The sequence below is a fragment of the Leclercia sp. Marseille-Q4284 genome, from assembly GCF_916618945.1.
Classification (GTDB): domain Bacteria; phylum Pseudomonadota; class Gammaproteobacteria; order Enterobacterales; family Enterobacteriaceae; genus Enterobacter; species Enterobacter tamurae.
Window position 1 is genome coordinate 2,171,108 of the sequence record NZ_CAKAKG010000001.1, and the last position, 13,106, is coordinate 2,184,213.

At 51.1% G+C, this 13,106-nt stretch carries 21 protein-coding genes; 7 read left to right on the top strand and 14 right to left on the bottom strand.

Going from position 1 to position 13,106, the window contains the following annotated elements; translation table 11 throughout:
- Nucleotides 1-156: 156 nt before the first annotated feature.
- From LG383_RS10230 to LG383_RS10260, 7 genes are all read right to left on the bottom strand, one after another.
- Nucleotides 157-348, bottom strand: a complete 192-nt coding sequence (locus tag LG383_RS10230; RefSeq protein ID WP_106992788.1) for a hypothetical protein — start codon at nt 346-348, stop codon at nt 157-159.
- Between the two features lie 947 nt (nt 349-1,295).
- A complete protein-coding gene (locus tag LG383_RS10235; RefSeq protein ID WP_106992787.1) occupies nt 1,296-1,910 on the bottom strand; it encodes a hypothetical protein in 615 nt (204 codons plus the stop codon).
- Between the two features lie 13 nt (nt 1,911-1,923).
- The gene (locus tag LG383_RS10240) at nt 1,924-2,940 is read right to left on the bottom strand and encodes a DUF968 domain-containing protein (protein WP_225759043.1); all 1,017 of its coding nucleotides are present in this window, start codon (nt 2,938-2,940) and stop codon (nt 1,924-1,926) included.
- Complete coding sequence (locus tag LG383_RS10245; protein ID WP_225759044.1) at nt 2,940-3,296, bottom strand: RusA family crossover junction endodeoxyribonuclease; 357 nt, start codon at nt 3,294-3,296, stop codon at nt 2,940-2,942. The genes LG383_RS10240 and LG383_RS10245 overlap by 1 nt, the downstream gene beginning before the upstream one ends.
- Entirely contained in the window at nt 3,293-3,499 is a 207-nt protein-coding gene (locus LG383_RS10250) for a hypothetical protein (protein ID WP_225759045.1), read from the bottom strand. Before LG383_RS10250 ends, LG383_RS10245 begins: the two co-directional genes overlap by 4 nt.
- A 130-nt stretch (nt 3,500-3,629) precedes the next feature.
- Nucleotides 3,630-3,875 carry a hypothetical protein gene (locus LG383_RS10255; RefSeq protein WP_072010775.1) on the bottom strand — a complete coding sequence of 82 codons (246 nt, stop codon included), beginning with the start codon at nt 3,873-3,875 and terminating at the stop codon, nt 3,630-3,632.
- A gap of 74 nt (nt 3,876-3,949) precedes the next feature.
- Nucleotides 3,950-4,150, bottom strand: coding sequence for a DinI-like family protein (locus tag LG383_RS10260; RefSeq protein ID WP_106992785.1), 201 nt, complete (start codon nt 4,148-4,150; stop codon nt 3,950-3,952).
- A 360-nt stretch (nt 4,151-4,510) separates the two neighbouring features.
- Here LG383_RS10260 and LG383_RS10265 point away from each other — a divergent pair, with 360 nt between their 5' ends.
- The 3 genes from LG383_RS10265 to LG383_RS10275 all read left to right on the top strand — a co-directional run bounded on the left by LG383_RS10265 (nt 4,511) and on the right by LG383_RS10275 (nt 7,783).
- Nucleotides 4,511-5,401 carry a LysR family transcriptional regulator gene (locus LG383_RS10265; protein WP_106992784.1) on the top strand — a complete coding sequence of 297 codons (891 nt, stop codon included), beginning with the start codon at nt 4,511-4,513 and terminating at the stop codon, nt 5,399-5,401.
- 192 nt (nt 5,402-5,593) lie between these two features.
- A complete protein-coding gene (locus tag LG383_RS10270) occupies nt 5,594-6,652 on the top strand; it encodes an alpha/beta hydrolase (protein ID WP_225759046.1) in 1,059 nt (352 codons plus the stop codon).
- Nucleotides 6,653-6,664: 12 nt separating this feature from the next.
- A complete protein-coding gene (locus LG383_RS10275; RefSeq protein WP_225759047.1) occupies nt 6,665-7,783 on the top strand; it encodes an NADH-dependent flavin oxidoreductase in 1,119 nt (372 codons plus the stop codon).
- A gap of 239 nt (nt 7,784-8,022) precedes the next feature.
- Here LG383_RS10275 and LG383_RS10280 read toward each other — a convergent pair whose 3' ends face one another.
- Genes LG383_RS10280 through LG383_RS10305 form a run of 6 tightly spaced genes read right to left on the bottom strand, consistent with a single transcriptional unit; the run spans nt 8,023 to nt 11,018 of the window.
- Nucleotides 8,023-8,283 (bottom strand): DUF977 family protein, encoded by a 261-nt coding sequence (locus LG383_RS10280; RefSeq protein WP_106992783.1) that lies wholly within the window; start codon nt 8,281-8,283, stop codon nt 8,023-8,025.
- A 3-nt stretch (nt 8,284-8,286) separates the two neighbouring features.
- A complete protein-coding gene (locus LG383_RS10285) occupies nt 8,287-8,706 on the bottom strand; it encodes a PerC family transcriptional regulator (RefSeq protein ID WP_225759048.1) in 420 nt (139 codons plus the stop codon).
- A gap of 15 nt (nt 8,707-8,721) precedes the next feature.
- Nucleotides 8,722-9,267 carry a replication protein P gene (locus LG383_RS10290; protein ID WP_225759049.1) on the bottom strand — a complete coding sequence of 182 codons (546 nt, stop codon included), beginning with the start codon at nt 9,265-9,267 and terminating at the stop codon, nt 8,722-8,724.
- Nucleotides 9,179-10,183: a DnaT-like ssDNA-binding domain-containing protein gene (locus LG383_RS10295; protein WP_225759050.1), complete on the bottom strand. Its 1,005-nt coding sequence runs from the start codon at nt 10,181-10,183 to the stop codon at nt 9,179-9,181. The genes LG383_RS10290 and LG383_RS10295 overlap by 89 nt, the downstream gene beginning before the upstream one ends.
- Nucleotides 10,184-10,233: 50 nt before the next feature.
- Nucleotides 10,234-10,788 carry a toxin YdaT family protein gene (locus LG383_RS10300; protein WP_225759051.1) on the bottom strand — a complete coding sequence of 185 codons (555 nt, stop codon included), beginning with the start codon at nt 10,786-10,788 and terminating at the stop codon, nt 10,234-10,236.
- A gap of 2 nt (nt 10,789-10,790) precedes the next feature.
- Nucleotides 10,791-11,018 (bottom strand): YdaS family helix-turn-helix protein, encoded by a 228-nt coding sequence (locus LG383_RS10305; protein WP_159339128.1) that lies wholly within the window; start codon nt 11,016-11,018, stop codon nt 10,791-10,793.
- Between the two features lie 118 nt (nt 11,019-11,136).
- On the opposite strand from LG383_RS10305, the gene LG383_RS10310 reads away from it, so the two are divergent.
- Entirely contained in the window at nt 11,137-11,559 is a 423-nt protein-coding gene (locus LG383_RS10310; RefSeq protein ID WP_225759052.1) for a helix-turn-helix domain-containing protein, read from the top strand.
- 453 nt (nt 11,560-12,012) lie between these two features.
- On the opposite strand, the gene LG383_RS10315 is transcribed toward LG383_RS10310, so the two are convergent.
- A complete protein-coding gene (locus tag LG383_RS10315) occupies nt 12,013-12,204 on the bottom strand; it encodes a hypothetical protein (RefSeq protein ID WP_225759053.1) in 192 nt (63 codons plus the stop codon).
- 91 nt (nt 12,205-12,295) lie between these two features.
- On the opposite strand from LG383_RS10315, the gene LG383_RS22935 reads away from it, so the two are divergent.
- From LG383_RS22935 to LG383_RS10325, 3 genes are read left to right on the top strand one after another with little or no spacing between them, the layout of a single operon-like run.
- Nucleotides 12,296-12,418 (top strand): hypothetical protein, encoded by a 123-nt coding sequence (locus LG383_RS22935; RefSeq protein WP_255474660.1) that lies wholly within the window; start codon nt 12,296-12,298, stop codon nt 12,416-12,418.
- A complete protein-coding gene (locus LG383_RS10320; RefSeq protein WP_166182175.1) occupies nt 12,415-12,597 on the top strand; it encodes a DUF1482 family protein in 183 nt (60 codons plus the stop codon). The genes LG383_RS22935 and LG383_RS10320 overlap by 4 nt, the downstream gene beginning before the upstream one ends.
- A 44-nt stretch (nt 12,598-12,641) precedes the next feature.
- Nucleotides 12,642-12,983, top strand: a complete 342-nt coding sequence (locus LG383_RS10325) for an Rrf2 family transcriptional regulator (protein WP_225759054.1) — start codon at nt 12,642-12,644, stop codon at nt 12,981-12,983.
- The last annotated feature ends 123 nt before the right edge of the window (nt 12,984-13,106 follow it).

Here is a 13,106-nt window from a genome sequence, read left to right on the forward strand (position 1 = left end):
ATACTAAGACAGGTGCCGGGTGCCTCCCGGTGACTCGTTACCAGTTATACGAGCCGCAAGCACACTTACATATATTTCAACTGGATTGCCCCACCGCACAGGGGGATTCACCGCTTAAAAGTCTATACCATATATTGAAGCGCACCGGTGTTTATTTCAAATATGTGGTGGCCTTAACGGTCCTGCTAAAATTTCAGCCTCTCCGTCATCACAAATATCATCGCCCTGTGTGAGATGCCAGATACCTGTAATGATTCTGCCTATTTCAGGGTCTTCAATTTCGACGTCAGTGTAATAAGCAATCTGAACCCTGCCGCCGTACTGTATCCAGTAAAAACCTGGTTCCATAATGATCGCCCTCTTCAAGCTCTGACAGAACTTATCAAGACGACAGTATCTGATATGTTAACCGGAATCCATGCGGGATGTGGGCGGCAAAGCCTATATCAGAACCGTGCAAAGAAGCTCATTATTGAGTGTGATGCCGGGTGCCTCCCGGTGACGCTGCGCCAGACCGCAGAATCGCGCTACTCACTTGCCATGTCTAGTCGCCCCGCCGCATAGGGGGATTCATCACAGGCACAGCCTAGTCCTCTTCCTGCCATAAAGCTATTTTTATCTGTGTATTTATTCAGTATAACCAAAAAGACCAGCGGTGCTGTGCTGGCTAAAGTCATATAAAACAAAAAGGCCGCCAATCGGCAGCCTTAGAAATCTGTGGTAATTGGACTGTAGTGCCGGGTGCCTCCCGGTGACTCTATGCTAGATCACAGAATCGCGTCATTCACCTCCAAGTCTAGTCGCCCCACCGCATAGGGGGATTCACCACAGGCGCAGCCTAATCGCCTTTCTTCAACAAAGCTAACTTTATTTACTCAGTATGAAAAAGAAAAAGGCCAGCGGTGTTAAGCAGTCCAGAATCATGTAAAACAAAAAGGCCGCCAATCGGCAGCCTTAGATATAGATGATACTGAGGTTGTGGTGCCGGGTGCCTCCCGGTGACCCTGCGCTAGACCACAGAACCGCGTTCTTCAAACCCGACTCGTTTTGCCTAGCCGCCCCACCGCTGAGGGGGATTCACCACCCGCGCACTGTACGTGGCTTGCATCTTTAAAGATACATATCATTTGCTATTTATTAATAATAAAAAAACCCCGCCGGAGCGAGGTTTCGTAATTTGTTTGATAAGAGCTTTTCGACGCTGCCATCGTGGCGCAGCTCTGCCAAGCATGAATGAATTATTCATCTTTCTGGCCCGTTTTCAACATAAATTGAAATATTTTTTAAGAGGCCTCTCAGTTTTGCTCCGTTTTCATCTGCCGGCACACGGTCAGAAACACCTTTGCCTGGAAGATTTCAAGGCACCACCGCACGCGCTTACGCGCTTCGCCGTCAGTGAGCCAGGGGGCCACGTGCTGCAACTCCCGCGTGATGTCGGACATCTTCTTGCGGGTGGTATAGAACTGCCGGCCAACCAGATACACCGGGTCGTGCAGGTCGAAGGTGTTCAGCATGATCTGCTCGATAAAGTCAGCATCATCGCGGCGCTCGCTCTCTTCGATCAGCGCTGACAGGGTCACCGGCCACAGAATGGACCGGGCACGCAGCGCTGCCTGAACGCCACGGAACCCCTCTTCCCTCGCCTGACCCAGCGCCTCAGTGATGCGCGACAGCTGAGTGTCCGACCACTCCGATTGCTTAACCTCAGACCAGAACTGGCTGAAATTCTCCAGACGGTATTGCGCGCGGGTTTTACCGCCGACGCATTCGCCCCAGACCGTCAGCAAGGATTTGATCCATGCAGACTGAACACTCTTAAGAGGCGTGAACTTCCCGAGGTAACTTTTTCTCGGTGCAGCAGCTGCTTTACCCAGACCTTCGATATGAATGCGGCGTTGACGTGGTGTCATCCTGTACTGCTCCTTAAGCCAGAACGCCGAGCGCAAATGCCCGGTCCAGCACTCTGATTATCATTTCCGGCTGAGTACCGTGCTTACGCTCGAATTTCACCGGATCGTCATGTAGTTCGGTATGGTGCTGGCGGCACAGGGGGATCACGAGACTGTCGTGCGCCTTCGTTCCCATGCCACCCTGGCCCCAGCCGATTAGATGGTGTGGATCATCTGACGGTCTGCCGCAGCACTCGCAGGGCTGCGTCTTAACCCATGCCAGATATTTGGGTTTGTCCCAGCGGGTCCGCTTTGGCCGCTTCATCAGGGTCTGAGGGGATTCGGGATCCACAAGTACGCTCACTACTGGCTTAATGGCTCGAACTTCAGGTAGCGCGCGGGCCTTGTCGGCGATGATGCTGGTGGCCGGTACCGACGGCACTATCTCGCTCTCGCGGTACGTTTGTGTCTCCGCTGGCAGGCGCAATGCCTCACGGGCAACGGATTCAGGCAGCGCATCAGTGACGCCGACACGAACAGCCCACCAGCACAACTCAGGCAGGGATATCTCGCGGGTCTTCTCGATCGCCAGCGCCGACCGCGCAGTGTCCAGCACCCAGTCGATGACGTTCTGCCGCGCCAGCTCCGCCAGACGTTCGGTGAATTGCTCGCGCAGCTGGTTGTCGCAGTGACCGCAGAGGCGGATTGCGCCGGGCTTGTGTCGCATGGTCGTCAGTTCGTGGTAGTGGTAATTGCTGTGCTGGTACTGGCAGGTGCCGCCGCCGTGGCGCAGCAACCAGTATTCCAGGCCAGCCAGCCCACCAGCAGCGGTGATCACCTTTTCGTGGAGGAAGAACGGACGCAGCGCCGGGTTGGCCGCCAGCGGCTGGCGAAGATCAGGCACCCGCCCAGTCTCAAAGCTGGCCATACTGGCAGGCTGGCTCTCCACCAGCACGCGCCCTGCAGTGAACATGGGCATCAGCTCGCTGCCGGGTTTCAGCAGAACAACACCCAGTTCGCGGGCGATAACAGGTTTCAGCAATGCGCGCATCAGGCGATCTCCCCGATAGTGATCTGCCCTTCTTCACCCCAACGCTTCGTAACGCGAGAATCCCAGATATGGGCATCATCCGCATAGATGGCATCCATCAGGGCTTTCTCCAGGTTATCTTTGTCGGGCTTCTGCTGGTGAGGTTTCCCCGTCATCTCCTGGCGCTTCTTCTGGCTCCAGCTCGGGGGCATCGGGAGGATAAACGTAATGTGTGCGCCTGCTTCCGGCAGTTCGACGCCCAGCAGCCGAACGAGATCGCAGAACGCGCGGTATCGGAGAACCTCCGGCCGCTTTTTCCACTTATCCGCCCTGGTCATCCTGGGTTTGCCCATCGGGGTGATGTTGTAGGTCTTCACGCTTCCCTCCAGAGCTTTTGCTGGAAGGTCTTATCCTGGCGCGGGGCTCTGTTTGCCTCGGGAAGATAAGCGGTAAGCGTCCAGTGGATGAGATCGAAATCAAGGCTGCGCACAGTCCGCACGTCATTAGCACGGTAGCGGGCCTCAAGCTCGTCCACTTCTTTCGTCGTGAGCTGGGTGTGGATGAAGCTTGATTTCTTCATGCCGTCACCAGTAAGTGCGCAGGCAAAAAGAAATCGCTGATTCCGAAAGGAACCAATTTAAGTGCTTGTTCGGATGGTTTTTGCGCCATGGTATCTCTCCAGTGGCGCAGCAGGTATAGGTTGTTCAGGCCTATGACGGGAGTTTAACAGAATTAAGCGAAACACGGTAACCTGCCCGCTCCAGCATCTGCGTAAAGAGAGTTGGCGACCCTACAATCTCATCATCCAGAAGCGGCGTAAACGACACCACATCACCTCGCCTGTACATCAGCGCACGGTCACATTCAGGAAATGAGTGCAGTCGTGCAACGATAACCCCATCGTGACATCTGATGACTGCATAACCCTTTTTTGGAAATTCTTCTTTTTGTTTCACCAAACCTCCCCTTCCACCCAGGAAACTAATTACATGCTGAATTAATAAAACCAGTCGTCAGCGCTTTCCCAGGTCTACTGGAAGATCTTTTCTACCTTCTTCTTCGCGTCCTTTTCACCGCCCAGAACACTTAACCCATCTGAGCCTGTTCGTCGTATAACCAGGGTGCAATCGCCTACCTGATCCTGCAGTCGTGTTAACAGTTCTTTTTCCAGAGCCGGGACAGCGCCCTTAGGAAGTTCTTTAGTTCTATCAATGCTTAACTCAACTCTCATAATAGCCTCCGCTGCATTAACTGTATGAATATACAGTATACCTATGGGCCGTTTTGATCAATGCTTTAGGCACACAAAATGCCGATAAGAATTATGAAAAATGAGAGCATAAGCCCGCTTGCCGCACTGTGTGCAAAGCGCTCGTTTAAGTCTGTAAAGTTCAATACGCCCCAACAGAGTCCCGCTTACAAGGGAAGAGTAACTTCCGTTTTGTGCCAAAAGCGGAAGTTGAGCATTAGTAAGTGCTAATGGATATTTGTCATGGATGAGGAACGTCGGATCGTTACCAATAGACAAACCTCCACCCCAGGAATTATTTTATAAGAAAGAAATATTAATCCAAAAGGACCTGGTCAATAAATGCGCCGTAAAAATGTGAACGATTATCAAGCTTTTATCGCCGTGGCCCGAGAAAAAAGCTTCACTAAAGCGGCCGCTCAGTTAGGTGTCTCACAGTCGGCGCTGAGCTACACGGTGAGGACTCTAGAAGCTGACCTTGGTCTTCGTCTTCTTACCCGTACCACGCGTAGCGTTTCTGTGACTGAAGCTGGCGAGCGGCTACTTTCCCGTATAGGACCCCATTTTGACGAAATTGAAAGTGAGATAGCTGCGCTGAGCGGACTACGAGAAAAACCAGCCGGTACTGTGCGCATTACTGCCGTTGAACACGCCGCCGATACAATTCTCTGGCCTAAACTTGCCCCGGTGATGCTTGAGTATCCCGATATCAACATTGAAATTATCAGCGAGTACGGACTCAAAGATATTGTCGCTGAGCGTTTTGATGCCGGAGTTCGTTTGGGCGAACAGGTTGATATGGATATGATTTCCCTGCCCCTTGCCAGGGACTTCCGTTTTGCGGTGGTCGGAGCGCCCTCTTATTTCATGGGGAAGACCTACCCAGGAACGCCTCGTGATTTAAACGACCATAGCTGTATCAGATTACGCCTGCCCACTCATGGCGGATTTTATACCTGGGAGTTTCGCAAGGATGAGACTGAAATTAAGGTCCGTATCGATGGACGAGCGACTTTCAGCACAATAAATATGATGAGGCAGGCCGCCCTTGATGGACTGGGACTTGCTTATCTGCCGCTGGATATCGTGGAGAATTATCTTGAAAACGGGATATTAGTCCAGGTGCTGACAGACTGGTGTCCACCGCGTCCCCCCTATCATCTTTACTACCCCAGCCGTCTACAGCATTCTCCGGCATTTGCACTTGTGCTCGAAGCACTCCGCGCCCCATAACCTTTAAGCGCTGTTTGTCCTGGTCCATATGGAACTCAGTTTCTTATAACCCTATTAATAAAACCTCCTTCTAAGCCCATGCGAAATTAAGCATCTAATTTCTCAATACTAAAGAGATTAAGATGACGGCTGAAACTATCTGTGTTCTTTCAGCGGCCAGGGCCGTCATCGTGTAAATGAAGGAGTCTTGCAATGAGTAAAAAAGCAGGCGGGTTAAGCCGCCGAAATTTTATCCTGACGAGTTCAGTGGCTTCAGCAGGATTATTGATGGCGGGTCATGCTTCAGCCCTGCTCTCACCAACACCTCGTACATCTGGCACCACGACACACGTAGATGGCGTCACAGTCAGCAGTGTCCTGTTCCGGAACAATGAAATAATGATGTCCGGAAACGTATATGTACCCCCGGACTTCAGCGAAAACCGTCAATACGCTGCTATTGTCGTTGTCCACCCTGGTGGTGGCGTTAAGGAACAGACTGCGGGACTTTATGCCCTCAAACTGGCTAAAGACGGATTTGTCACCCTGGCGTTTGATGCCTCTCATCAGGGGGCAAGTGGCGGATTACCACGCTTTATTGATGATCCCATGAAGCGAGTCGTCGATTTCTATAGCGCAGTCGATTACCTGACCACTCTTCCTTATGTCGATAATAATCGTATCGGCGCATTAGGCGTTTGTGCAGGCAGTGGTATCACGGTTAAAGCGTCGATGACGGAACGTCGAATCAAAGCGCTGGCAACAGTCAGTGCTGTGGATGTCGGAGCCGCAACCCGTAAGGGTTGGGAGGGAACAACATCAGAATCTGAACTCATTCCAACTCTGGATGCGGTTGCTAAACAGCGCACAGTCGAAGCAGCAGGCGGCGCACCGGTTTATGTCAACTATGTGCCTAAATTGGGTGATGCCAGTGCTCCAAAAGATCTTCAGGAAGCTGCGGACTACTATCTGACCGAACGCGGAAAATATCCGACTTCTACCAATCAAATGCTGATGACAAGTATCAGTACGCTGGCGTCTTTCACCGGATTTGAAGGGGCTGATGTCTATTTAACACAACCACTACTGATTGTAGCCGGTAGTAAAGCAGGATCGCTCTGGCACAGCCAGGAATTACACAACACTGCGGCCTCTGTCCAAAAAACGCTGCATATCATTCCGGGTGCAACACATATGGACCTCTATGATGGTCAGGGTGCAACGGTTGCAGCGAGTAAGCTGGCTCCTTTCTTCAAGAAAAATCTCGCATAGGTATGACTTTCCATGAAACAAAATCCACTACTTGAAAGATTTCCACTTGGAAAAGGTGTGACGCTGCGCAACCGTATTGTGATGGCCCCGATGACGACCTGGTCGGGTAATGATGACGGCACGGTATCTTATGAGGAAGAAGCATATTATCGTCGACGCGTTCAGGACATCGGGCTGGTCATTACTGGCTGTACACATGTTCAGGAAAACGGCATTGGGTTTACGGGAGAGTTTGCTGCGTATGACGACAAATTTATTCCCGGTTTAAAGCGCCTTGCTATTGCTGCTAAAAGCGGTGGAGCACCGGCAATCTTACAAATATTCCATGCAGGTGTGAAAACCAGCCCTGAACTGGTTTCGGATATTGTAGCTGCAAGCGCTATTCCCGGTGACGCCGGTCCTTTCGCACCGTCCGTTACCCCTCGTGAACTGACATGCACTGAAGTCGAAACTGTTATTCAGGATTTCGGGGAAGCAACTCGTCGTGCAATAGAAGCAGGATTTGATGGTGTTGAGTTACATGGTGCTCATGGTTTTTTACTTCAGAACTTTTTCTCACCTCATTCCAACCGTAGAGAAGATCAATGGGGCGGCTCCCTTAAAAACCGTATGCGTTTCCCGCTCAGCGTCATTGAGAGTGTGCGTAAAACGATTGCTGAGCATGCAACCGATCCCTTCCTGATGGGATACCGCATTTCACTGGATGAGCATTACGAAGATGGGTTGCGCATTGATGAGTCGCTTCAGCTGGTTGACCGCCTGGTCGATGAGGGTATTGATTATCTTCATGTATCACTCGGTAATGCACTTGAAGCCAGACCAGTTGATGCACCGAATGGCTCCAAAGTCATCGAAATCGTGCGCGATCACCTTGCTGGACGTATACCTCTGATTGTTGCCGGGCAGTTGCGAACGCCAGAGCAGGCCGAGGATGCTGTAAAAGCAGGGGTATCTTTGACGGCAGTAGGTCAGGGTATGGTGATGAACCCAGACTGGGTTAAATTCGTTGATGGCAAAGCTGAAGGAAAAATTGCTCTCAGTATTGCTGCATCAGACGTAGAGCAACTTGCTATACCCCAGAAACTCTGGCGTGTAATTGAGGAAACGACTGGCTGGTTTAACATCCGTTAAATACGGCCTGCCCGTAATATGACAATTAGAATCAACTTGCCTTCATAACCTGGAAAGTTCTTACATGGCCGGATTTCGGGATTAACTGGGTGACGGCCATGTAAATTTTATCTTATTCCTTTAAATCCTCTTCACACTAAAGGAACATTATTTCAGGCATAACATCCGCTTTTCGCTTATAGCCGCCCTAAAAATCCTTTCCGGGCGGCTTGGTGATAGTTAATTCTCAATCTTTAGTTTCATTTCGCCGTCATACGATTGGTGTAACGCTCCATGTCAAAGTCAATAACTGCCCGCTGGTCGCGGAAGACGCCGCAGCGTCCGTGGCGGATAAGATGGCCCTGCTTCACGGCAGCCCGAATGTATTTCTCGGCAGTAGTACGGTGCAGGCCGAACATGGCGACGACATCATTGGTCGTAGCGTGGCCATGCTTTTTCACCATCTCGATAATCCAGCTGATGAACAGGGTGCGTTCCCTGTGTGTTTTTGGTCTTGGCATCAGTCAGGCCCTCCCCGCCTGGCGCAGGCACTCTTTACGGCGTTTGGCGATCCAGGCAACCTCCACAGAGCTGCAGGCAATGCCGAACATGTCCGAATAAACCGCTGCAGCGCGGCGCCACAGTCCTTTTTCTTCCAGCGCTTTTGCCTTCTGCTCAGCAGCCTGCATCTTGATCGGGTCGCTTTTTTCCTCCATGCACGGAAGGATCACATCCGGAATATCGGCATGCGGCACCGCCGTGTAGGTGTACTGAACGATGTTGCGGGATCGGGTGATCACCCCATCGTCACTCAGCTCGCGAAGCAGTTTGCCTGCTGTTGCACCTGACATATCCAGCGCTTCGGAAACGTCGCCGACGGCGCAGTTCGGCTGGTAGCGCACAAAAATCGCCACTTGGTCTTTCTGGGTTAATGCTTTGGTCATTGGTCATCACTCGATTTAGTTGGTTAAACCTGCCGCTTTGCGGCGTTTGTACTCTTCCATCAGCAGCTGCGCCGGAGTTGGCCCTGCCGGGTGCTGCGGTGCTGCAAGCTGGCGGCGAATCGGCGGTACCGACAGGCCGTTACTGACATGCTTACTCCATTTCGTTAACAGCTTCTCTGCCAGTTTTTTCAGTTCCCCCTCTGTCATCTGCCGCTCCACGCCCGTTCTGCGCATCTCGATGCAGATGTGGTACAGCACTGGCTGCGGCCATGGATATTTATCGCTACCTGAGTATCGGTAGGACTCGTTACGCCAGCGGCGATACTCACCCATGACACTGTCGGACGTCAGGCCAAAGTGGTTGGCGCCGCTCTCTGAAACGAGCGATACAAACTCAGCAAGATCAGGCGGCCATGTGTTTCCTGCTGCGCAGCGCTCCATGCACTGTTGGCAAACCAGACTGATTTGCTGTTCACTCATCGAGCCGATCTGGGCTATCCAGAGCGCCGAAGGCTCGGCCCCATTCTTCTGCGTCCAACGGTTCGAGAATATTTCCCCCATGACCTGCCACAGGCGCCACGCCGTTTCCGTTGCCATCAAGTCCATTGCGACGTCTCCACTCTGCGTGGGCTGACTGAATCTGCTGAACAGCCCTGGATGCTGTAGGCTCTCCCCGAACTCCTGCATTGTCCTTACCTCCGGTTTCCGGTTGTTTTTTGGATCTCACCAGCACGATGTGCCGTGCGAATTTCTGTTCCCACTGGACCTGCGTGAATACTTTCCCTTCGGATTCCCAGTACGACGCGAACTCTGCGAGCTCTGTCGGGAGGTAAACAGGTTCAGGCAATGCAATCCCCCACATCGCAGCACGCTGGCGAAAATCTCTGGATGGCAGCCATGCGCTGGTCATGGTGAACTTACCGATCGGCTCATCCAGCCCTTCGAGATATCTCGACTTTTGAGGTTCGTCCTGATGAGGCTGAACCGGACTTTTTGCTTCGCGCTCGCTAAGAGAGGGGTTTATTCCTTTCCCTTCCGTCTCCGTATCCGTATCCGTATCCGTATCCGTCAGTGAGCCATCATTGATAACTCCATGAGGGCTCACTGAGCCCTCACTGATTCCACCCTCGTTTTTCACTTCGGCCTCAGTGAGTGAGAGTGGCGAGGGTATTTTTGTGGCTGAAGGACGATTAATTTTCTGATGCTTGGAAAAGCCCTTAATGCACAGGTAATCGCTACCACTCACTGAATACTCAATGAGTAATCCATGAGTGATCAGCTCACAGATGAGCGGCTCACAGTCGATACTGTCTGCCGGGAATATCTGCATCTTGATGCGCTTTGGTGATCGTTCCAGGCAGCCCAGGTCATTAGCGAAATTGAACAACCCGATGAACAGTAAGCGTGCTGGAATTGAACACTCCACCACCTTTTCATCTGTCCAGTATTCAGGTTTCACTGTTCTGATACGGGCCATCTAAATCCTCGTATTACCAGCCGAGCTGGTGGTCATTGGTCAAAACTCGATTACGTAAAAAGTGGAGCCAGGGCCTGAAGGTGGGCGATCATCACGCCGGCAAGCTCTCCGGGTAACAATGCAGCGTTGGCAAGTAGGTTTTCAAAACCCTCCTTCGCTTGCTTCGCGTTCGGCAGGCCCAGCAACTTTGCCTGGTGATGCTCGCCGGTCTCTTTTATTGCATCGGCCACCAGCTCAGTATCGGTTTTACCCTGTCGAAGGCCATGCTTTCTGGCGATCTCAATGGGCATTGCCAAACCGATCGCGTTTGCGAGCTGCATGACGTGAGCCGTGTACTTGCTGGAGTTGGTTTCGTTTTTCAGGTAGCGATAGAGGTTCTGCTTGTTCACTGTTATCCCTCTGCCACCCTCCCGGGCCCACTGTTCGGCCACCAGCTGCGTAATAACGTCCTGCGCCTGCCCGGGAAGAGTGAGCTCCCATTCACGAACAGCTGCCAAGATAGACTGGCGTCGTAAGCTGTCTCTGCGGCGAGGTTCATAATGATTTTTCGATTTCAGCGGAGCGGCATTCTGCTGGTTAATATGTTGAAAAGTTACCGAGTGCATGGTCAGGCATCCTTTTGAGGTAAACCATCGGTGGGGTTTGGATACAGATCAGGGCGCAACTCGTGAGGAGTTACTTTGAAATCCACTACCTCGCTCACTTTGAGAACCAGTTCTCCAGGGATTTTATTTTTAAACCAGCCGTTTACTGTCTGGGCCCTTCTCTTCATCCGGCGCCCAAGTTCAGCCTGGCTGCAGACGCTTAAGAGCTTTTTTTGAATTGATGTCTTCATTGGTTCATCTCTGTTGGTATCGATGAAGGCTAATAAATCAAATTTAATCGATAACGTCAAATTATTTCGATAAGAGAGACTACAGAAAAAATCTGTATAATTGTTTTTAAGTATCTGAATGGATAAAGAGATGAACTTCGGAAAGAGATTACAAAAAGCGATTAATGATCTCGGGATGTCCCAATCTGAGCTGGCACGCAGGCTTGGCGTTAAAGCTCAATCTGTTAATGGTTGGTGTAACTCCGACATATTGCCTCGCTCTGAAATTTTAAACCGCCTTCCCGCTGCAACGGGGTATCCGCTTTCATGGTTCTTTATGGAAGATAACGAGCCTAAAGAGGACCTTGATCCATGGGCGCCAAAGCCTTCACTTAAACCGGCGACTGAGTTGCAATCCAAACTTCTCGAGGTTTTTGAAGAACTTCCTACCGACGATGAAAAAGAAAAAATAATCAGGATGATAGAGCTTCGCCTTAAGGAACTTGATGATTTCGCAACCTCTTATTTACAAAAAAGAAATCTGATCCCTCCAGCTAAGTAATCCTTCAACGCTCCTCTGTTCCGCTGTAGTAGGCTAATTCTGACCTACCGCTTTTTTACGTCCCTACCTATCAATTTAATTTGACTATTATCGATTACTTCGATAATAATTCTCCTATCCCAACACGTCATCCAGGCAGGACGCCCACGTAGTAGCTGTCGGCGGCATACGAAACACCGGATGAGATGACCAGAGAATGTGCTTTGCGGTGAACCAGCTATTTGCTGAGTTTATCGAGTTTTTCAGGCGGAGAAGCGACTGACCACCGCAGCTGGGGCACCAGCAAAGCACATACAAACAATGCGCAGCAGATAGTACCGTTCCGCTTGCCAGCGTTACAGGCTGATATAGGAGTAAGAATTGTGGATTACATGGACATCAGAAAGAGTGAGCTTTATGCACATTGCAAAGGCTCACTCTGGAGAAATGGGTCTGGCTGGAAAGCATATAACCCTATTTCCATTCGTCTTCTGCGAGCTTCTGGTTAAGAAAGACTTCGAATTTTACATAGAGTTTTTCAATCTCTTCAACAGGATCGTGTTGGTCTGAAAGATTTCGACCGGATGAGATTTGAGCAGAACGGTGGGAGTTATATGTATCAACCGCCAGGCGAGTTAAATACAAGACCTTCTCTTCTTTTTCCACAGTTAATTCCCTCGTTACAGTATGGGAATTACCACAATAGCACTGAAGTTAGGGCCGCGATACGACAGGCAAAATTAAACAGGAGATAACCATGATCGACTACGCACGTAATCCCGTTAAACAGCAGGCTATTCGCCTCAACATTGTTGAAGTCCTGATCCGCAAGTTCTGCTACTTCATGGCGCAAAAAGGCAATCCAGAGCTCAACGCATGAACTCGCTTTTCGCCTTAATCGTTAACGTCTGCGCCCTCACCGGGGAATGCTCAGACATCATGCTCGGGGTTTATAAGACCGAGGCGGTTTGTGAAGCAGCTGCCGCAGAGCAGCACGTTAAAGGACAGTGTTACCCGTACAAACCGGCTGACGACCAACAGCCAGCGTTACATTTTTAATCGAGTTTTGACCAATGGCCTGACTGGCCCTGAAGGGATCCATTATGGAATTTGGAATGAAACGAGTGATGGCATCTGTACAGGCTGTTGCGGTTCTGGAAAGAATCTACTGCGGCAAGCCAGTACCCCTCGCCACACTGAGTAAAGAATCGAAGCTCTCAGTTTCCTACCTGGAGCAAATTTTTAAGCGGCTGCGCAGCGGCAAGCTGGTCACCTCACACAGAGGACCGGGCGGCGGATATAGCCTTCGTGAAGGTGATATCTCAGTTTCAGTAGTCATCCGCGCAGTCAGCAAGATCCCGTCGAATACCACGTTCGACCCGGTTCTTGTTGCACTTGACGGAGTGCTTATCTCTCAGCTGGCGAACAAGCCCAGCGCCCAATAAGCACAAAACCCGCGCAAGGCGGGTTCAGTACCCGGTCAGCCGACCAAAGCTTTCCGGAATCGAGTTTTGACCAATGACCACTACCTAAGCAGCGCTCATTAGCTGTTGGGTATCTTACACCCA